Here is a 20,662-nt window from a genome sequence, read left to right as displayed (position 1 = left end):
TAATGGTTAAGAGCGAAGGGAGGCGTTGTAATGATGCACAAAATACCAAATCGCACCAATGTGATTACTCAACTTCTTGGAGAAAGATCAGGTTTTACGAACTAAGCGCCCCACTCGTTGCCGTAAGGTGTTGTTGAACCGTTCGATATAGCTAGTTTTTCCCGTTTCTTTGCCGACTGCGCGATGCCGCTTTCGGGCGTAGTACCTGCTCATACGCCTCCCAAAAATCGGTGTAGCAAATCGCGCACTGGTGGTAAACAGCTGGTAAGGATTGCCAAAGCCCCTTTGCGCCTTGCCGAGAACGATCTCCAACGAATACGCCAACAATCTCACGGCTACCAGCATCAATGGCCAGCCAGATCCATTGTTTATTCGTTTTAGCGCCAACAAACGACCACATCTCGTCCAACTGAATTATCAGCCGACCCGGTTTTTTTGGGTGAGTTCGACAGTTTTTGGAGTTTGATAAAACTTCTGATTGACGTACATTTGCAGCCAACGCTCAGAAACACCCGTTCCCCGTGCAATTGCGGCAAGTGCAAGGCGTTCGAGCAACAACTTATCAATCAATTGACGAGTTGCCTCATCAATCGGTTGTCGGGTCGCATTCTCGACGAACTGTCGCCCACACTCCTGGCAACGGAATCGCGTTTTGCCGTAATGGGTACGTCCGTATTTGATGATTTGAGCTAATTGGCACTTGGGACAGTTCATTGCGCCGTTTGTAATGGTTGATGTCTCTTGAGTACCAGCCTACCATTACTATTCATTACTATCCAAAATTAAACTGTGTTAGTGTGAATAACTTGGAGATGAGACGAGCTGTCGCTGACATTAATGCGATTAGTTCTAATCTTCCTCTTGCACCTTTTCGCGAAATTTTAGAACTTGATCAATTTTGGCAAGAGACGGTATTCGGTACACTGGGTTTTGTGGAAAATCAACCCGTATCAACGGCGATAACGTTTCTGATAAACGATGAATTTTATCTAGGATTGGTTGCAACGTTACCGGATTATAGAAATCAGGGTTATGCTGAAGCCGTTATTCGGCACTCTTTAGAACACGCAGAGCAACGCTATGGCAAAAAACGTACTGCTTTACATGCAACTCCTGCTGGCTTTCCGGTATATCAAAGAATGGGCTATCAACCAACTGCTTATTTTAGGACTTATACCTGTTGAAGTGAAAGGAAGGACATACTGTTCAAGTTTCCGATCTCTACCAAATGAAGTGGAAAGCGATTACAGATCAACAGGACTTCTTTCATCTTCAAGACACAGAACGCTTCAGCTACATTCGTGAATTTAAACAAGCTTTTGCAGACTACACTCAAGCGACTGACATTGAAGTAAAACAAGAGAAATTGTTGTGGGCGGATGCTGTCATTTTTTAATTTGCAATATGGTTGTTCTCTATGCCTGCGTATTCACCGGCCTTCAATAAGATTGAGCGATGCTGGTCTTGGCTTAAAAGTCGAATTCGCAAGCAACTCGACCAGGCAAGATTGTCTACGCGATGCAATGGAGCATGTCCTACACCTAGCGTCCTAACCGCTCTGGCGGTTGCTATAATTCTGCTGCACTGGAGCGAATTCAGGGAACGATTACAGACAAGACTGATTCACATTCAATGCAGTAAGAACTAGTTATGTAAAATTCTTGTTTGAGCAGCGTTTTTCTAGGTGTTTGCTCTAAGTACGGACAAAAATTGCAAAATTCTAAAACAGTTAAGATTGTAGCTTTCGATATTAAATGAAAGTAGTTGATAACTCAGCAAAGTTAACTACTTTTACTCGGAAAAAAGCAATCAAAAACAGGGCAAGAAATTTTATCGGCACCATACCTGCCAAAGTACGTTCGCAGGATTTTGCGAAGTGCAGTAATTTGGAATGTATTAAACGTCAGTTTGCTTAAGGACGTTAAGGATTAATAATAGACTGAAATGACGCAAACACAGTTAAAAAACAGCTGAATTCCATGACCGTAGAAAACGGATCTCAGTTTATCCCGAACTCACGTTACTCAATTTTTGGCAGGACTCTTTTCATTTAACTAGCGATAATTTCCCAATAATTTCTGATAAGCCTGGTGTTTTTTCTGTGTCTATAGCTATTGCTTAGGCTTTGTACATAACTTCTGCTTAAATTGCATCTTAACTAGAAAAAGTCGAGTGGATTGCATTGAATAGAAGTTCTAGAAATAGGGTAGAAGAAAAGCAAGTTAGCATTAACAAAGCCTGACTCAACTTTCATGTGTTTGGCAAGAAAATTATACCTAAAACCTGATCCTCAAGCTTCCTTTTAGATTTCCGAGCAACAAATCTATCAAATAAAAGGAATTCCATTATGAATTATGCAGCTTTTCAGAAATATGAGTTTCCCTCCAGTCCGCAGAATATTGCATCCAAAACTCCTAAAAAAAGAAGGCTGACAGCTCAGTGGCTAACTGTAGATGCAAGTTTATTTGCAATTGTATTACTTCTGAGAAGTGACATAAATCACTTTTTCAAGATTAGAAATTGAGTCTAGTAGACCTTCAAATAAGGAAATTTTTTTCCTGAAGAAACTCCCCCATTACATTCTTTCAAGAGTGAAAACATGAAGCTTTACTATCGTGGTTTGTGCTACGAACACGACCCCTCAAAGGTTGAAAGCAGGAAGAGAGGACAGCCCTTTAAGCAAGTTCGTGGCTCTGGTCCCGCTTATAATCTGATTTACCGTAGAGTTACTTATCGTATCCATCCGAATGCGAAGCAGAGTGAAGTTCCTGTACAACCAGTAGCTTATAGATTGATGTATCGAGGCATCGCCTACTTTGTGAATAAAACTGCACAGGGAGAAGTTACCGTAGTTACTCAGCCTGCAAGCACTTCAGAACTTATCATGTCAGAAGATAAATACCATAATGCCTCTAAGACACGAGATGAATTCTTGTACGATCTCAATCTTTTAGGTTTATGGTCAGAATGTGGCAGTAATTGGAGTTCGACTGTTAAAGGAAAAATCCAAGCCGCTACCAACGAACCCATAGTACAAGAGGAACCTAACCTAACAAATAAAATAGTCTTGTTTGGAGCTTTAACGGTTCTTGCCTTACTGATTGCAGCTACGTGGATGCAGGCTCCAAAAATTCATCAAGTAATGCAAGAGGCAGGCAAAACTTCGATTGAACAACTGATTCTCAGATACTACTGAGAAGTTGAAAGATTCTCATGAGTAATTGATGGGCTTTCTGCTAGTGCAAAGTGCAATTTGCGATTAAGCGAGCGCGAAAATTAGGCCTACTAGCTTCCTACGTAGACAGCACAATTCGCTCGCTCAGATTACCTCAAGGGGCGTTCACCTTTGTCGGTAAAACATTGTTACACAAGGAAGTGGATTTATATTCTTTTACTAAGTCTTTAAAGGTTTACTGAACTGATCGCCTTAACTCAGTGTTTAACTCAAAGAAGTTGATACCACTGATTTTTAATAGGTTATCGGTTGTGTCAAATCCAATAACTGTCGATACTTAAAATCTTTAGCCAAAGAAGTGATCGCGGTTGCTAAGGGTTGATTTAACTCACTGATTTGAGCAATCAAGGTCTGTATCAACTCGACATCAAGATTGTAGATAGCTTGACGGAGGTTAGCAACTAAATCGGGAGGTAAGGCAGCGATTGCCTCTGGAGTCAAGATTTCTACCTTAGTTTCAATAGATGCGGCAGTAGATTCAGCATACACGAAGCGCACCCCAATATGTTTGTGTAGAGCGTCAAAGATGTCAGCCTCTCGGAAGGGTTTGTGGATAAAGTCATCGCAACCGACTCTAAGGGCAGTGGTTCGCTCTTTCTCTAAGGTATGGGCAGTCACCGCAACAATTGCTATAGCTTGACCCGTTTGGATCTTGGCTTGTTCATCCTTCCTATTTCTTTCCCGAAGTCTGATCTGTTTAGTCGCTTCATACCCATCCATCATGGGCATTCGCATATCCATAAAGATTAAGTGTGGAGAATATTTCTCCCAAATCTCAATCGCCTCAATACCGTTACTAACTTCCCACAGTTCAAAGCCAAAGGGAGAAAGCAACTTTGTTAGTAGTTGGCGATTTTCAAGAGCGTCGTCCGCAATTAGAATACGATAGCTCAGTTGATTGGGTTCTAGGGCAAGTACTCGACGGGTTGGTTGTTGGCTTTTGATGTCAGCAGTTTCAACCACGCTGAGTTTAATGTCAAACTTGAAGACAGAACCCTTGCCCACCAAGGAACTAACAGTTATTTCCCCCCCCATCAGTTGCACAAACAAGCGTGCTATAGCCAACCCTAATCCTGTCCCTTCCTGCAATTGTTGACCTGTTTTCGTTTGTACAAAGGGTTGAAAAAGCTTGTCTAACTCCTCTTTGGCAATGCCAGAACCCGTATCTTCAACTTCAAAGGTAATTGTGTGTTGTCCGTTTTCTTTTACCACTGCTTCCTGTAAGGGTGGGTTTAACGAAGTTGTCTGTTGCTCCACACTCCACCTGGTTAAACCCGCCCCTACAACCGCTGACACTCTTACCGAAACGGTGCCTGCTTTCGTAAACTTAATTGCGTTAGAGAGCAGATTAATCAAAACTTGACGCAACTTGACTTCATCGGTGCGTACATGTTGGGGAACATCTGGAGTTCGGTTAAATAGCAACTGTAACCCCTTACTGTCAGCCTTAAGCTGAAACATACATTGCAAATCGTCTAGAAGATAATAGAGGTCGAAGGGTGTTTCGTTGAGCGTAGCGCGTCCTGCTTCGATTTTGGATAAATCTAAGAGTTGATTAATCAGAGTGAGTAGATGTTCTCCACTGCGAGTTATGGTACCCAGGTGTTCTTGCTGTTCCAGGGGTAGATTAGGCGATCGACCCATCAATTGGGAAAAGCCAAGAATCACGTTGAGGGGAGTACGCAGTTCGTGGCTCATATTTGCTAGGAAAGTGCTTTTGGCTTGGTTGGCGGCACTCGCAGCATCTTCGGCTTGTTTTGCACGGGTGGTTTCCCGCTCTAGTTCCAGGGTACGCTCCTTGACTTTTTGTTGTAGCGTCCGTGCATAATCTTCTAACTGCTGATTGGAGAGTTTCAGGTTTCGAGCGAGTACGTAGCCGTTACTGATAATGGCAGCCCCAACCAGAGCTATTAGTGGGGAAATCGCAATCAGCCACCAGCCTGCCAAAAACAGCAGGTACGCGCTGCCCAAAAGAGTAATCCCGAAAAACAAGACGGCAATAACTGTCCGTCGAAGAGATGTTGATGTCCAGCCTAATATGGCCCCAATCCCCGACCAAACTAAAATCCATAAGCCTTCTAATGGCTCAGAACTGGCTTGGAGTAAAGGTCGCCCGTCCAGTGCTGCACTCAACAGTTGGCTAGTCAAATGGGCATGAATCTCAACGCCAGCCGATGCAGTACCCAGCGTCGTACTATAGGAGGTGTAAAAGCGATCGTTGATACTCTCTGCCGTTGCACCAATCAAAACAATGCGATCGCGTATCAAATTCGCTGGTATCTGACCCTCTAAAACAGCCGTCATCGAGATAGTACGAAAGCCATGCCGTAGTCTGCGAAAATTTGACAATATCTGATACCCTCCGACATCAGCACGGATATAGCCCCCGTCATTTGCTTTTAAGGGAGCAAATACGGCTCGACCCAATCTAAATTTGCTCTTGCTACGGTCAACTTCTTGGGGGGTAATGCCTTCAGTTGCAAGGTAAGCAAAAGCCAGTTTTGCCCCCAAACTTAATATTGGTTGATTGTTCTGGGTTCTCAGATACAGTAAACTGCGACGGAGCTTGCCATCAGTATCCAATACCAGATCGCTTGCGCTAACTTGACCAAGCTGGAGCAACGTTGGTGGTGCTTCAACAGCATCACTGTCAGCTTTTTTTACCACTGTCTTAATACCAATCAAGTTGGGTGTAGAGGCAAAGACCTTGACCAATTCCTGATGACCAGGCTCGACTGGTAAATTTCGATAGAGATCTAGACCAATTGCTCTCGGATTCTGTTGTTTGAGTGTTAAGAGCAAGCGAGCCATTACAGCATCTGACATCGGCCACTGTCTCAGTTTCTTAATGTCCGACTCGTCAATCGTGACAATGACAATTCGAGGGTCGGCAGGCTCTAGAGGACGCAGGCGAAAAAATTGATCGAGTGCTACTAACTCCAATAGTTGTAGGGCTCCTGCCAAACGCAGAGCAACTAATACTCCAGCTATACTAGGAGCCGTTATCAATACCCCACGCCATTGCCAGATTCGCTGTTTCAGCGTTGTCCACATAAAGCGATTTTCAATTGAATCCAATCTAACTGCTGGGACAAAATAAAGGGATTTTCAATTGAATCCAATCTAACTGCTGGCACAAATTGATAGAATACTATTTTTTAACTAGCTGTGTAGCTATAGAATTCAATCCACCTGAGTTGAGCAGTTCTTTCCACGCTGCACTCACGCTCGGATCGGCGGGTTGGGAGTGTTGTAGCTCAAACAGCGTGAAGACTGCTTCATACCAAACATCAGCAGTTCTATATAAAGAAACACGCTTCTTTGGTGCTGCCTTTTCGATTTGATTTATCAGGGCTGAATTGAGTTTAGTTCGTCGAATCCTGCCACGAACGAATTGGTCTTGTAGTCGGTTTTTAGGGTCACAAATCATAGCAAACGACCACGTATAATCCTGACCAATCTCCAAAGGCGGTGCATTAGGCGGTAAGCTAAAGCTGACAATGCCGGAAGTATTGGTCAGACCAAAGGTCGTCTGGTAAATACCCTTATTGTTTTGATCGAATAGACTAAATTCTGCCGTTTGGGCAGTAGTTTGTGGAACATAGGCTAGAAATGTCGGACGCTCTGCTACCGTTAACCCCGGTTCAGTAACTGGACTCAAGGCGGTGAGAGGTGGCTCTGAAGTTATTGCATCCTGCGGGCATCTGCCTCCGTCTCGCGTACCTCCCCCCGTCGTCTCGTCAGGATTATTTGGCGGTGGTGGTAATTGAGCATTGATTTGCCTCTGATTATAGCTGTCATAGTTTGAGATTTTGAGGTGCGATCGCGTTTTGCCCGGTAGCGAAGCTAATTGCGTCTGTATCCTTGCTAAAACACTAGGAGCAATAACCAGTTCTAAACTCAGAGCAACCCAAAAGGGTGCAAGAGGCAACAGGAATTTTATCCAAACCATGAGTAAGCTATCCCCTATTCCCTGATTACCAAGTTCTAGATAAAACTAGGAGGTGCAGCAGCTACTTTTGTTTTTTGCTACTCGCTGTAACGTACTGTAGATGCGTCATACATTATGACAAGCATCAAAGCCAATTTCCCAAGAGAATGAAAGGTGCCCAGTAATAAGGATGCTCGTATTGGGGCTGTTTCAATAGTTCTAGTTGAGCAGTACGAACGGCTTGGGATTTGGTCACTCCTGGCTGACCTAGTCCTTGGTAAAACTCTACCATGAAGAATGCAGTCGAGCGGTCATTCACTGACCATAACGTTGCGAGAGTGCTGCGTGCTCCTGAGCGTACAGCTAATCCAGCTAGTCCCAAAGCCGCCCGTCGATCGCCAGTTGCCGTCTGGCACGCACTTAGAACCAGTAATTCAATCGGGTTTAATTCACCTTGTTCTCTGGATCGGAGTAGGGTGTCCAATTGTTTAACATTAATGCGATCATCCCAAGTAAGAATAAATGTATCTTCAGCCCTAGAACTAAACCGACCGTGGGTTGCCAGGTGAATTACAGGAAATGGCGCTGAATTGAGTTGACTTTGGAGGGTTGTGCTGGTAAAAGTTTGATCCAGAAGTACTTGAGAAGGTATCTCAGACTCGATCTGATTAACTTCAATAGCTACAGATGGTAAAGCTGAAAAGCCTTGACGCGCTTCGCTCAGTCCGCCCACTAATCCTTTAAGCTGTTGGCGTTCTAAGGGTTGGGGCTGGAGCAATTGTAGACCTGGGGCGAGAGCAATGTTGTACTTCTCTATTAGATACTTTTGACCGTCGTAGAGAGCTGCCATTGGCAGGTTTCGTAAGGAGCTATCTAGCACAAATACCAGGGTGGTGACACCACTTGCGGCTAGCTTATCTTCCGCCGATCGCAGAAGTAAGTCATACACTTGTTTTGCTATGGGCAAACGCTCCTGGGTAAAGGACGTGGGTCTTAGGGATTGTTGCATCTGGTCTAAGATGCGCTCTACTTCACTCTGAGGTAAAGAAGTTTCGTAGTAGCTCAAGGGTTGCTTGGGAAAGGAAAGGATAACGGCTAATCGATTTGGCAGAATAATTGGGTAGATGATCGCCGTCTGAGGATTAATTTGGTCAACCTGTACGGGTTTAGCCGTTAAACAGGCTTCCTGAAAGAAGTTGTCCAGTTCTGCCAACTGTAGCGATTCAATGACTTCACGAGCTTGTTTGAGGTTTTGCTGACTGGGTTCACCGCCTTGCGGGGATTGTAGAAGCAGTTCAACTAACTCTCTGTAAACGGGTTCCACACTCTCCCGGAAAGAGAACTGCACATCGGTATTGATGCTGACTAAATCCTTGCGTAGGTAGCTGAGGGTGTTGACAGCTTCCGTGTAAGCTGCGATCGCGCTTGCGCGCATGGCTTCGTTTACCCCTGCTTTGTGTGTGTGGGAAGAACCTATCGCGTCTGGCTTCGAGTTATTAATGTCTCCCTGAGCTTTCAACAGCCGTCCTAAATGCCACTGCCACTGGTAGGCAATGTCTGGTGCATTAATAATCTGAGCTAGGATTAGCGCTTGTCGAGTTAGCTCTTGAGCGTTGTCCCACTGCCGAGTCTGTTCGTACAAAGTACCAAGACTGCCAAGAGCGTAAGATTCTGCTCTGGCATCGTTTAAACTTCTCGCTTGTTGGAGGGCATTCGCTAACAGTCGAGCAGAGGCGAGTATAGGTTCAGTTACTCCCCCTCCTCCCTCTCTCCCTATCTTCATCAGGCTCTGGGCAAAGTCAATTTGGGTATAAACAGCTAGGCGACTGGGAGGTAGTTCAGCAAGTTGGGGTTGGATTTGAGTCCATAGAGTTTGAGCCTCTGCCGATCGTTTTGCCTCGATTAACAGGTTTAGTTGAATGACTTGAGCTTGAATTTTAGTGGTGGGCAAGGGAGCAGTTTCTGCTGCTTGACGATAAAACTTCAGGGCTGTGTCAGTCTCCCCCTGAGCACGAACGGTATTGCCCAAGCTCATAAGGATGCCACTAATGTCTGAAGCTGATTCATCTTCATCTAAGGATAAGCGCGACTCTTCCCGCAATCGTTCAGCAATTGCTAAACTTTGCTGCAAGACAATACGGGTTCGATCTAGATCGCCGACAAGACGTAGGGTATTACCAAGGTTACGCAATCCAGCTACCTTAAGCGCCGAGTCGGGTTGCTTTTGGAGAGTCTTTTCCACCTCCTCTAAGATCATGGTGGCTCGTTTGTACAGCCCCAGTGCTTGCAAGGCTCTAGCTTGGTTAATTTGGCTACCGAGTATCCCGACTTCATCACCCGCTTTCTGGTAGGCAGCTTCAGCTTGTTGCCAGGTTTCCACAGCATCGGACTCTTGACCTTGAGTTAATTGCAAATTCCCTTGAGTGTTGAGGACTTGGGCAAGAATGAGTTGGCGATCACTGGTCTGTTGTTTGTTGTTCGCCAGAAGTTGGAGACTCTGGGTTATAGCTTTGGTTGCTTCAGTCCATTGTCCGAGTTGCTCGAAGGCAGAGGCCAGAAAGCTTAAGGTTAGGGCTTGGTTAAGTACATCCCCTTGAGCTTCAAACGTTGTTGCTGCCCGTTGCCAAGCCGTTACTGCTTCTGAAAATTGTCCGGCTTGGTAGAGTTCTTTTCCCTGTTGGATTGCGTCAGAGAGTTTAGGGGCTAGGTATTGGGGGCTTGGGGAGTTGGATTTGGATTCAGATTGTTTAGCCGTTAAATTAAGCCCTGGCGAATGGAATTCGCGGCTATATAAACCAAGTCCGCCTGCGCGGACAACACTACCAACTTGGCGATTTGACGACGGTGATGCAATTGTGGTGTGCAGGCTGACGGCTGCGATCGCTCCCACCAGAGCTAATAAGATGAACACAAGCCATCTTTGCTTCTGTAAGGGGCTACGCTTCAAGAAGAACTTTGCCTGGCGGACTCGCTTAGACATAGGAGTTTTCCAAAATTTTGGGAGTGTCAAGACCCATCGCAATTAACTGGCTGTCCCCAACGATTGGGAGAGGTCACATTAGGCGCACTTGCCGTGAGCATGACCTTTCCATCGGCTCCAAAGACCCACCCAGTCGCTTCTACCCGCGCTAATTTACTGCTGGGGGGGTTAGTGGAAGGCGGTAAAGTTCCATTAGCAGGAGTAGTGTTCGGCTGACGGCTAACTCTAGCAGGAGTGCGCCAGTCTCGCCAACGGGGGTCATCTCCCAAGGCTTGTTGAGGGGTAGGCGGCAAGCCCCCACGACCCGTGACTACGAAGGAACTGCCTTGAACATCTCGACACCCTTGAGCGATCGCGTCCGACGCATCGACTACTTCTGTAGGCAATTCGGCTAGTCCTCTTGAGGGGTCAATCCCTGGCGTGATCAGGTTTACTGTGCCACTAAACTCCGAACTGGCTCCCGTGGCGGTGATGTCGCTTAAGCGAGTTGGTTGCTCTCTAAACTCAATGCCAAAGATGCCCGAAGCTCTCACGGTTACGTTCCCGCCACGGAAATCCTCAGAATTAGCAGTGATGTTGCTATCTTCGTTTGGGACGGCAACCAAGTTGTCTGTATCGATGTTGATGTTGCCGCCGGGAATGTCGCTTCCTCTAGCATTAGTCGTGATGTTACTGCCATTTCGCAACACAATTAGGGGCGATCGCAAATTGATATTGCCCCCACCACCAGACGTGTCTGCCCGAATTCTGCCCCCGTTGTCGAGATAGATTTGATCGGCATCAACAAACAAGGAACCCGCACTGCCTGTGCCCTCACTGCTGACCGTTACTTCTGCCTGGTTTTGAATGTTCAAGGTTCCGGTTCGTAGATTTAAGTTGCCACCCGTGCCGCTACCACCCGTCTCGGCGGCAATAATGGAACCATTCCCGGTGAGAGTAATGGATTCAGGAGCGGTAATGGTGAGTTCTCCCCCATTACCACGGCTAGAGGTGGAGGCAGAGATTTGTGCCCCGTCTTGAAGGTTCACCCGCACACTTTGCCCGTTTCCGAGTGGCTGAATGGTGAGGTCGCCTGCATCGGCAGAAGTAGTGGTTTGAGCGAATAGCCCACTATTCGCACCCGACAGTTGGATATCTGGAGCGTTCACCGTGATGTCTCCCGCCCGTCCGCTACCAGAGGTGCTAGTAATCAGTTGCGCCCCTGCTTGAACATTTAATTGTCCGGTAGCGATTTGGATATCGCCTCCGCGCCCTGTGGAGTTAGGCTCGGTATTGGCGAATAAGCCGCTAGCTGCACCTGTTTCGGTGATGGCGTTGGCAACGTATGGACTGATGGGATTGGGAAATCTAGCAAGGCGCTCGGCGTAATTGGGGTCGCTCCCTATGATCGTAAGCTGCTCTCCTGCATTGACGGTGATAGTGCCAGCCCCTCCCTGTCCGAAGGTGGTGGTAATCAGTTGTCCGCCGTTGAGCGCTTCAAAGGAGCGGGCGGCATTGACGGTGATATCTCCCCCCTGCCCATCGCCTCGACTGCGGGCGCTTAGGGCGGCTCCATCTGCAATCCGAAAGGTCTGAGTATGAATGGTAATATCGCCCGCATTGCCCGCCGTATCGCTACTGGTAAACAAACCACTGGGTAAGCCATTGCTGGGAACGCTGCCAGAGATATCAACTCTATCCGCCCTGATGTCGATATTGCCTGCGTCTCCCTGTCCTTGCGTACTGGCTTTGATGAAACCGCCATCTTGTAGGAGTAAAGACCCCGCCCTGATGCGAAGGTTTCCACCCGACCCAATCGCCTGTGGCAGCACTCCCAAGGTAATCCTGGCAGATTCTCCTGAGCCAGAATCTGTTCCACCAACGAGCAAGATGGTGCCACTGATATCTAGATTGATGTCTGCTCCCCGTCCCCGTCCGCCCGGCAATACATCCCCAAACAGTCCAGCATTTGATTTCACGATGAGCTGTTGGGCTTGAATGTTAATGCCAGCACCATTACCCACGCCTCCATCTCCTACAAGGCTCCATATTGAAGTGGAAAATGTATTAGCATTCTCTCCATCTAGGGCAACCGTATCGCGAGCATTAATATTTACACTGCCTGCATTTCCCTGTCCATTCGTGCGGGAAACCAGTTGACTGCCCCTTGTGAGAGCCAGCGACCCTGTCGTGATGTTGATATTGCCAGCGTTACCGACACCAGTTGAGTCCACGACATTGAATACAGCGCTGATATCCTCCAAAGAGACGGTATCGCGAGCACTAATATTCACGTTACCTGCATTACCCGTACCTCCAGGACGCACATTGTTGCTGATAAAGCTGACATCAGTTATGTCTATCCTATCTATTGCGTCAAGTTGAATGTCCCCTGATTGAGTACCAGCAAAGCCTAACCCATCGTTGATCCCAGCTAGAAGTCTACTGCCCTCGCTCAGAGTCACGTTCTGAGCCGTAACGGTAATACTCCCACCTCCCCCAGCTCGAACGTTTATCTGAGCGCTATTGCTCAGGGAAACGTCTGCCCGCGCTACACCATCGGGAAAACTCAACCGCCAGTCACCCGCCGTGCCACTCAGCCCCACCATCCCCTGTCCCGCCACGGCACCCAACTCCACTCGGCTGCCCGGACTAATGATTTGCCCGCCTTCTAACCCGACATCGCCACCGACTAGCAACAGGCTTTGTCCTGCTGGCACCTGTAGCCCGGTTCCGTTGTTCGCTGTTGAGCGGTTAGAGTTAGTGAGGTTAATCGTGTAGGCTCCACTGTCCTCACCCCTACCATTCCAACCACTCAGTGGTGACTCATCTAAGTTTGGAAAAATATTACCGAGTGGACTCAAGGGGTCGTTATCGTAGCTAGAGATGCCTAGGTAGTAAGTGCCGGATACTGTCGGCGTAAACGGCTGGTCTTCTGGCACTGTTGATTGAAGTGTTCCCTCACTGTCATCGTTACTGTGAAGACCCAAACCCGTGGCATCAAACAAGAACAACTGAGTATCTACATCAGTCCCATCTAGCGTTGTTGCCTGAAAGGGTTGACCCTCAGTCAGAAAAAGTTGGTACAAGTCCACGTCACTGTTATCAGAAAGTGTCCCTGAGATAGCGTCAAAGCTTGTCCCTGAAAATTGGCTATTAACTGTCTGACTAGTATCGAGAGTTTGCCCTGCATCCTCCACTTCCGTAAACGGGTTGGTGGAAGATAAGGGTTCAGAGGGTTCAGGTTTATCACTCCTCACGACGATATCGCCTTCCGTGCCATTAAACTGCAAACCTATAGGCACACTGATAGTCAACAGGGGTGGGATGGATGGATTCACTGCGCTGAACTCTGTGCCATCGGCAAACTTTATACTACTTGCCGTACTTGCTACAAACGAACCCCCCACATTCAGACGGGAATTCTCGCCGAAGATGATGCCATTGGGGTTGATCAAGAAAAGGTTTGCAGTGCCGTTAGCTCGAATCAACCCATCAATGTTGGAAATCGATGCCCCGATAACCCGACTGAAGATGTTCTGGATGTCAGCCGCATTGTTGAAGAAAGCAGTACCGCCTGTGGGGACAGAAAACTCGCTGAAGCTGTGGAATAGATTGCCAGCCCGCCTTGCTCCACCATCGATTTGGAAATTGGGATTGCCTGTAACTTGCGATTGTTCACCTAGTGGCAGTGTTGTATCTCCAACTACTTGTGCGGCACAAAGGTTAGAGCTAAAGAGTGCATACAAGACACTGCTAGTCAAAAGCCATTTTTCTAGATAACACCCTTTCATCTCAAGTTTCTGCCTATGAAAGTAGCTAGACTGTATCATTTGACCGATACATAAGTCTTTCTAGAATTGCTAATTATTAGCTATTGCTGACAAGAGCTACTTGTCTAGGTTGGGTTCTGCTAAAATCTTTAAAGTTTGGGCTAGGACTCTCTATCCGTTTTTTGCCTCTTCCGAATTAAGCGGATGCCCGCCATAATTGAATCTCTTGCAACTCTCGCACGTAGTCCTTCGCCTGCGCTTTGACCAAGGTATGACTCCTGAAGTGTTCTATCTGTTGCGTCTCAATCTCGCTACAGTTCTGCTCAACGAATCGCTCCGTGACATATTCCATCACAACGGGTTGCACCCAGAAGTATTCTCCGTCCTTCTCAATTAACGACCGTATCAATAGGGAATTCATTGCTTCTAGCAGCTTGCGCCTGGAGGCGACTGTGACGATGTCCTTCTCTAACTGAGCAAAGGATACGGGTTCTTGACTAACCGCCATCAAATACATCACTTCCTGCTCCAACGCAGACAAGCGATTGAACTGCCCTTCCAAGAGATCGCGGATTTGTTCAAAGGCTAGAACTCCCTCCTGTGCATACTTAAATACCTCCGCAATTGTGCCATTGAAAAGCTCTTGGGCCGCTGCTGCCACCAGCTTCAATACCAGAGGATTGCCTCCATAGTGTTTGCTCAGTTGGCTCCACTCTGCCTCTGAACCTGCAAATTGCCCTTTTTGCTGGAACAACTCTCGCCCTGCTTCGGCTTTGAGTCCCTTCAATGATAGCGATCGCACTTTTGACTTCTCACCTTCGAGCAATGCGATCGCGCTGGGCTTTTCCCGCGTCGTCAGCAGCAAGCAACTTTGATGCGGCACTTCTCCAACAGTCTGGAGTAGTTGAGAGTACTCCTCATACCCGTCTCGACACTGCCCTGCCCGTTCCCCACTGCTCAAAATCGTCTCGGCATTGTCTAAGATTAGCAAACACCGCGAGGAACGCAGGCATTCCATCAACATGGATAATCTTCCATCTATGCTATTGGGTATCACTGGGTTTTCTCCCCGTATCCGCAGTACAAATGACAGGATACTCTCTAGTAACTCCTCCAATGGTGGTGCATTTCGGAGACTTCGCCACACCACTATCTCAAACTCCGTTTGAATTTGCAGCGCCAACTTCACTGCCAGCGTACTTTTGCCAATTCCACCAATCCCCTGGAGTGCCACTAATCTGCAATGATCTGCTATGCTCCACTGCCGAAGCTGGAATAATTCCTCCTCTCGCCCATAGAACTGGGACACATCTGCTGCTTCCCCCCAGTCCTGCTGCGGGTTATCCTGCCGGGTTTGCAACGCCTCAAACAGGGAAGTGGGGTGGGTATAGTCACTCTCGCTCAACTCTAACCCAAAGGCTTGGAAGGCATACTGCAATGACTGCTTGTCTACAGACTCTGTGCGTTTTAGGACTTTGGTAATGGTATTCAAAGCCAACCTTGTGCGATCGCTTAGATCCTCAAGAGTGAAGCGGTTTCCATAGTTTTCATCAAACTCGGCTTGAGTTTTGGCAGCTTGGAACTTGTCCCAGCCGTGAAAGCTGAGTATAACCCCCCGGCTGCGTCTAGCTTTAAAAGGGAATTTGGAAGTCGTCGAGCGGCGATTTGACTTTTCTAAAGAAAAATTTTCTACAGAGGAAAGAGCGTACATATCTTACTGTCCTATTTAGTAACGGCTGTAGAGCTTTTAAAAAAATGAAACTCGTCTAGTTTTGAAACAATAAACAACGATTACTTGAACAATAATTGAGATCAAATTCATTTTGTGTCTCAAAATTCAGCCGTATCTTCAGCCATCCCCTTCAAAATCTTCAGAATTTACAGCTTAATTCTTCAGTTTATTCAAGATGGGTGACTCCTGAAGATCATCCAAGCTACGCTCAATACAGCACCCCTTTCTGGCTGGCTGATGAGTATCGAAGAAATATCACAATTGATCGGAGTAGCGAACAATCAAATTCTTGCTAAAACGGGCAAAGCTTTAGGAGATATCCAAGCGTGCATCCTCGAACAAGCCTTGCAAGGAAGCAAACTCAAGGATATTCGCGTGATTGGGTACGCTGACAGCACCATCCAGAGGGTCTTCTGCCCCGAACTTTGGGAGCTACTGTCAAACGCTACAGGGCAGAAAGTAAGGGTCAATACTGTTCAACTTGTGCTACAGAAACTACTGAAGGAATCAAACCCAGACAGTCTAAAGAAAGAAGACAGTTCTTCTGCATTTTTAGCTCCTCCTTTATCCTCTCCACCTTCTATAGAGCCTTCTAAACGGGTGCCGAACAACTTACCCGCTCCGAGCTGTACAACCTTCATTGGTCGTAAGGAGGAAGTTGCCCGATTGATGGAACTGCTTTCACCTAACCACGCAGCCCACTTGATCAGTATTGATGGCATCGGTGGTGTAGGGAAAACAACCTTAGTTGTGGAAGCCGCCTATCGTTGCCTGCGTACTAGTTACGGTGATGGAGCTTTCCTTGGCGTACCTACCTTTGAGGCGATTATCTTTACCTCTGCCAAAGAATCTTACCTGACTCCCTTTGGTGTTTTGAAAAGCCTTGCTCCTCGACGCACGCTCAACGACATTTTCCGCCAGATCGCTCGTACTCTAGACGACTTAGACATCACCGGAGCTAGTTTTGTAGAGCAAGTAGACCTGATTAAAGATTCTCTGTCGCACCAGCGCACCCTGCTGATTGTGGACAATCTGGAGACGATCGAAAACCAGCAGGATGTCCTGGCATTTCTGTACGAACTGCCACCTACGGTGAAAACAGTCATCACTACCCGCGAACAAATTATGTTTGTCCCCGTGCGTTTGACCTCATTGCCCCAGCCAGATGCTCTCCACTTGATTCAGTATGAAGCGCAAGAGAAAGGAGTAATCCTGAGTCCAGAAGATTCTCAAGCTCTCTACAAAGGAACTGGAGGTGTCCCAGTTGCCATCAGTTATGCCATTGGACAGTTGGCGAATGGCTTCCCGATGGAGGAAGTGCTGGAACGAATGTCTCAAACCACAGGGGATGTTGCTCGCTTCTGTTTTGAGAGTTCAGTGAAACCCCTGCGAGGGCAAACCGCGCACAAGCTTCTGATGTCGCTTGCCCTATTTCCTGTGTCTGCATTACGAGAAGCCCTCGTTCAGGTGGCAGTACCGGACGCTGAAGCTGATGTTGTCAAGAACGCCTTAGCTAGATTGCGAGGACTCTCTTTGGTGAAGCATGAAGAAAACCGTTATGGCATTTTACCCTTAACCAAAGAGTATGCGCTTGCTGAATTGGCTGCTCACCCGGACTTTGAGAGTGAGGCACGCGATCGCTGGATCGGCTGGTACTTAAGCTTTTCCCAAAAGTATAGAGGGCAAGATGCCCAGGAGTGGCAGGCTCAGTTTGAGGGGCTAGAAGAGGAATGGTTGAATTTACAAGCTGTCATTGACTTTTGTGTGGTTGAAGGACGCTATGCCGCTCTGCTCGATCTTTGGCGGAACACGAAGGCATACACTCATATCATGGGTAGCCGGAAAAGTCGCCTGGGACATTGGGACGATCGCTTGATTTGGACGGTATCCCTGATTCAAACGGCAGAACAACGAGGTGATTGGTCAATCCTTGCAGAGATTGTAGTGGATCGAGGCGAGACTCTTACGGCAATGGGAAAACCCGCTCAGTTAGATGAAGCCGATTCACTTTTCATGAAAGCTTGGGATCTACGACAGTATCAAGATCGATTCTTTGAGATGAATTTGTCTAAACATCTGGCGATTCTCCGGATTCAACAGAGGCGATTTGACGAGGCTCAGTCGTGGCTCAACCAAACATTAGAGTTCTTAACGAATATTGAACTTCCAGAGGAACAACGACTGCGATGGCTGACACAAATCCGTTACTACCAAGCCGAGATCTGTTTTAAGCAAGAAGCTTACGACAAAGCCAAGCCACTGTTTTCTGAAGCACTCAACTATGCTCAGACAATTGATTGGCGGAGAGCCATCTTTTCTATTCAAAATTGGTTGGCTGACATTGCAATTGTGCAAGGAGAACTGGACGATGCCCACAAACTTCTGACAGAAGGATTATATGTTGCCCAAGTTAACCAAGATAAGGTTCGCATTGCCTTCTGCCAGTATTCATTAGCGAGTCTAGCCAGAGCGCACGGAAATCTAAGTGAGGCGCGGCAGTGGGCAATTGAAGCGTTTAACAACTTTGAAGTTTTAGGAATGCTACCTGAAGCAGAAGAGGCATGCACTTTAGTCCTCACTCTTGATACAGCTCTTTTAGGAGGCAGCTAACATTCTAGAATAATGGGAGTTCGATTTATACCGCTCAGCAATTTGGTGCATTGCCCAGTTACTAAAAATTTTAGTCTTGCGCTGCTCAAGCCACTCTTTCTAGATACGGATAAATTACTCAGCGTTAGCAAGCTAGTTCTCTTTCCGTTCTTGATAAACTGAAGAATTTCTACTAAGGAAAAGTCCGTTAAGGAGCCTTGAGTACTCATGGTTTTTAATTGAATGCTAAAAGTATGTCGCAGGCAGCAGGGGTTGAATAACCCATCGCACCTGGACCAAACGTTTTTTCAAACAGTTGTTTTGTGCGAGCGAACGCCTCAAGCCATTCTGCGCGATCACCTCGCGTTCCCAGTCCCGGAGAGTGATGTACACAGCCACCAAATAGAGTTTGACAATCATCGTGATATTGTCGATCAGTGGCAATATGAGCGTGCAGGACTGCATCAATTTCTTCGGTGGGTACCAGTCGCATACCCGGATATTGCTGTGCTAGGAATAGAAACAAACCGTACTGCCAGATAGCACGCGCTGCTTGGGCTGGAGTGAAGTCTCGACCCTCGTCAGAGTTGAGCAAATGATAACGGATGGTTTGCCAATCTAGGGTTTGAAGCTTCTTCAGGAAACTATAGCCCACAACTAATTGTTTGTAATTCATCATCGGTCATATCCTCTTGAACGGTGATTCGGTAATCTTGCGGTGTCTGGTTACATCTGCTCAGCTAGTCTGCATTTAACTTGTATGCGAGCAACAGCCTAAATACTGAGACATCCTGAGGTTTCTTTTTTGACTTTTGACTTTTGACTTTCTTAGGGATTCTCTATTCTGGTGATCGCAGCCAATAAGCTCTCAAAGTTCCAGACATCGTTATAACGAATACCGTTGATGAATAACGTTGGAGTAGTGGTGACACCACTGCGTAAGCCACTTTCAACGTCTTCGTTGACGCGATCGGCATAAACGTGCCTCCACATAGCTTGCAGAAACTGGGGTATATCGAGTCCTAGTTCATTGGCATACTCAACGAGATAACCGTTATCTAATGCCTGCTGATGCTCAAATAGCGTGTCGTGCATCTGCCAAAACTGACCTTGCGCGGCTGCGGCTTCAGCAGCTTCCGCTGCTTTTTGAGCCTGGGAATGGATCGAGGTTTGGGGAAAGTAACGGAAGACAAAGCTTAGACGATTGCCGAGTTGTTGCTGAATCGCTTTGATGATCCTGTGAGACTCACCGCAATCAGGAGACTGGTAATCGCCGTATTTTACTAGCACTACTGGGGCGTCGAGTGATCCTTGGATGCGATCGCGTTCTGAGGGAGGAACAGATAGCCTATTACCCTCATTTGCCTGACTCATTGAAGTAAAAAAATGATTTGTGACAACGACGAGATATCATAAAACCTCCTACCTGATTTATCCTTGGTTTCAGTGTAGAGAAGTTGCCTGCTGTTGTCGCCGGATTGAAGTTAGTTTTTTCACCTATAAAAAAGGTCAGCCTTAAGCTGACTCTGAGATGAAGAAATTACTCTAACTTGCGGCTAGGTACTAGGTACTACTTTTGGTGTACCGCAGTGGTCTTTTGTATGAAGTCTATTAGGATATCCGCTCTAAACCTTAAATACTATAAGAGCTAGAGAATTATTAAGATTTTCTTTATAAATCATAGCAAGTAATTATTGCCTTAGCGACTGCTATAAATGCCGATTAGCTGGTTTATGTGGTAGATCGTTCTACAGAACTTAGACAATCTTGGATCTGCCTAGATTGAGGCCTGTTTCCTGCTTCACCCACCCCCTAGATATTAACTATCCCTCGCTTAATTGCTGCGATGACGGCTTGAGTCCTGTCATTGACTCCCAATTTACTCAAGATATTGTTGACATGGAACTTAACGGTACTCTCAGCAATAGACACAGCCGTGCTAATTTCTTGGGTATTCATGCCAGCAACCATCAGACGGACGACTTCCAACTCGCGATCGCTCAGTTGGGGATTGCTCATCCGCTCCGCCAGCTTGGCTCCTATATCAGGTGGGATGTATTTTTTACCGCTGTGAACCGTGCGAATCGCTACCAGAAGTTCGTCAGGTTCAGCATCCTTAAGCAGATAACCCTTTGCACCTGCCCGAAGTCCCCGATAAATATTTTCATCACTATCGTAGGTAGTCAACACGATAATCCGAGCATCATCAAACTCAGTGCAGATAGCAGCAATAGCAGCAACACCATCCATTTGAGGCATCCGCAAATCCATTAACGTTACATCGGGCTGATGTTGGCGGAACAGTTCCACTGCTTGGCACCCATCATAGGCTTGTCCGACAACGGTAATATCTGCCTCGCATTCGAGCAACGCCACCAACCCCTGCGCTACGACGGGATGATCGTCGGCAACCAAGACGCGAATGATGTTTGACTGGTTCACG

At 47.0% G+C, this 20,662-nt stretch carries 11 protein-coding genes and 3 pseudogenes; 5 read left to right on the top strand and 9 right to left on the bottom strand.

Annotation, left to right across the window (positions count from 1 at the left end):
- Positions 1-6: 6 nt before the first annotated feature.
- Positions 7-714, bottom strand: a pseudogene (locus tag NDI33_RS22990) (IS1 family transposase).
- A gap of 20 nt (positions 715-734) precedes the next feature.
- Between NDI33_RS22990 and NDI33_RS22985 the strand changes: the two are divergent.
- The 4 genes and pseudogenes from NDI33_RS22985 to NDI33_RS22970 all read left to right on the top strand — a co-directional run bounded on the left by NDI33_RS22985 (position 735) and on the right by NDI33_RS22970 (position 3,196).
- Positions 735-1,184 carry a GNAT family N-acetyltransferase gene (locus NDI33_RS22985; RefSeq protein WP_348245674.1) on the top strand — a complete coding sequence of 150 codons (450 nt, stop codon included), beginning with the start codon at positions 735-737 and terminating at the stop codon, positions 1,182-1,184.
- Between the two features lie 20 nt (positions 1,185-1,204).
- Positions 1,205-1,396, top strand: a pseudogene (locus NDI33_RS22980) (flavodoxin family protein); the annotation flags it as partial.
- Between the two features lie 12 nt (positions 1,397-1,408).
- Positions 1,409-1,553: pseudogene (locus NDI33_RS22975) on the top strand (transposase); the annotation flags it as partial.
- 1,046 nt (positions 1,554-2,599) lie between these two features.
- Positions 2,600-3,196 (top strand): DUF4278 domain-containing protein, encoded by a 597-nt coding sequence (locus NDI33_RS22970; RefSeq protein ID WP_190676266.1) that lies wholly within the window; start codon positions 2,600-2,602, stop codon positions 3,194-3,196.
- A 273-nt stretch (positions 3,197-3,469) separates the two neighbouring features.
- On the opposite strand, the gene NDI33_RS22965 is transcribed toward NDI33_RS22970, so the two are convergent.
- From NDI33_RS22965 to NDI33_RS22945, 5 genes are all read right to left on the bottom strand, one after another.
- Positions 3,470-6,289, bottom strand: a complete 2,820-nt coding sequence (locus tag NDI33_RS22965) for a CHASE2 domain-containing protein (protein WP_242033163.1) — start codon at positions 6,287-6,289, stop codon at positions 3,470-3,472.
- A 97-nt stretch (positions 6,290-6,386) separates the two neighbouring features.
- A complete protein-coding gene (locus NDI33_RS22960) occupies positions 6,387-7,187 on the bottom strand; it encodes a DUF928 domain-containing protein (RefSeq protein WP_190676264.1) in 801 nt (266 codons plus the stop codon).
- Positions 7,188-7,311: 124 nt separating this feature from the next.
- Entirely contained in the window at positions 7,312-10,146 is a 2,835-nt protein-coding gene (locus NDI33_RS22955) for a CHAT domain-containing protein (protein WP_190676262.1), read from the bottom strand.
- 26 nt (positions 10,147-10,172) lie between these two features.
- The gene (locus NDI33_RS22950; protein ID WP_190676259.1) at positions 10,173-13,919 is read right to left on the bottom strand and encodes a filamentous hemagglutinin N-terminal domain-containing protein; all 3,747 of its coding nucleotides are present in this window, start codon (positions 13,917-13,919) and stop codon (positions 10,173-10,175) included.
- A 175-nt stretch (positions 13,920-14,094) separates the two neighbouring features.
- The gene (locus NDI33_RS22945; protein WP_190676258.1) at positions 14,095-15,609 is read right to left on the bottom strand and encodes an NB-ARC domain-containing protein; all 1,515 of its coding nucleotides are present in this window, start codon (positions 15,607-15,609) and stop codon (positions 14,095-14,097) included.
- A gap of 282 nt (positions 15,610-15,891) precedes the next feature.
- On the opposite strand from NDI33_RS22945, the gene NDI33_RS22940 reads away from it, so the two are divergent.
- Positions 15,892-18,240, top strand: a complete 2,349-nt coding sequence (locus NDI33_RS22940; RefSeq protein ID WP_348245673.1) for a tetratricopeptide repeat protein — start codon at positions 15,892-15,894, stop codon at positions 18,238-18,240.
- Between the two features lie 214 nt (positions 18,241-18,454).
- On the opposite strand, the gene NDI33_RS22935 is transcribed toward NDI33_RS22940, so the two are convergent.
- The 3 genes from NDI33_RS22935 to NDI33_RS22925 form a co-directional block, all read right to left on the bottom strand.
- Positions 18,455-18,898, bottom strand: coding sequence for a hypothetical protein (locus NDI33_RS22935; RefSeq protein WP_190676254.1), 444 nt, complete (start codon positions 18,896-18,898; stop codon positions 18,455-18,457).
- Between the two features lie 149 nt (positions 18,899-19,047).
- Entirely contained in the window at positions 19,048-19,593 is a 546-nt protein-coding gene (locus tag NDI33_RS22930) for a DsbA family protein (RefSeq protein ID WP_190676252.1), read from the bottom strand.
- Between the two features lie 438 nt (positions 19,594-20,031).
- A complete protein-coding gene (locus tag NDI33_RS22925) occupies positions 20,032-20,661 on the bottom strand; it encodes a response regulator (RefSeq protein WP_190676250.1) in 630 nt (209 codons plus the stop codon).
- Position 20,662 lies beyond the last annotated feature (1 nt).

The sequence above is a fragment of the Trichocoleus sp. DQ-A1 genome (assembly GCF_039961955.1).
In the GTDB taxonomy this organism is placed as follows: Bacteria; Cyanobacteriota; Cyanobacteriia; order Cyanobacteriales; family FACHB-T130; genus FACHB-T130.
The sequence above is the reverse complement of the archived record's forward strand: the minus strand, read 5'-3'. Positions and strand labels throughout refer to the sequence as shown.

Bases quoted from the DNA above. Each gene is read 5' to 3' on its own strand.
- NDI33_RS22935 (WP_190676254.1), bottom strand. From the start codon at position 18,898: ATGATGAATTACAAACAATTAGTTGTGGGCTATAGTTTCCTGAAGAAG.
- NDI33_RS22955 (WP_190676262.1), bottom strand. From the start codon at position 10,146: ATGTCTAAGCGAGTCCGCCAGGCAAAGTTCTTCTTGAAGCGTAGCCCC.
- NDI33_RS22950 (WP_190676259.1), bottom strand. From the start codon at position 13,919: ATGAAAGGGTGTTATCTAGAAAAATGGCTTTTGACTAGCAGTGTCTTG.
- NDI33_RS22965 (WP_242033163.1), bottom strand. From the start codon at position 6,289: ATGTGGACAACGCTGAAACAGCGAATCTGGCAATGGCGTGGGGTATTG.
- NDI33_RS22970 (WP_190676266.1), top strand. From the start codon at position 2,600: ATGAAGCTTTACTATCGTGGTTTGTGCTACGAACACGACCCCTCAAAG.
- NDI33_RS22985 (WP_348245674.1), top strand. From the start codon at position 735: ATGTCTCTTGAGTACCAGCCTACCATTACTATTCATTACTATCCAAAA.
- NDI33_RS22930 (WP_190676252.1), bottom strand. From the start codon at position 19,593: ATGAGTCAGGCAAATGAGGGTAATAGGCTATCTGTTCCTCCCTCAGAA.
- NDI33_RS22945 (WP_190676258.1), bottom strand. From the start codon at position 15,609: ATGTACGCTCTTTCCTCTGTAGAAAATTTTTCTTTAGAAAAGTCAAAT.
- NDI33_RS22960 (WP_190676264.1), bottom strand. From the start codon at position 7,187: ATGGTTTGGATAAAATTCCTGTTGCCTCTTGCACCCTTTTGGGTTGCT.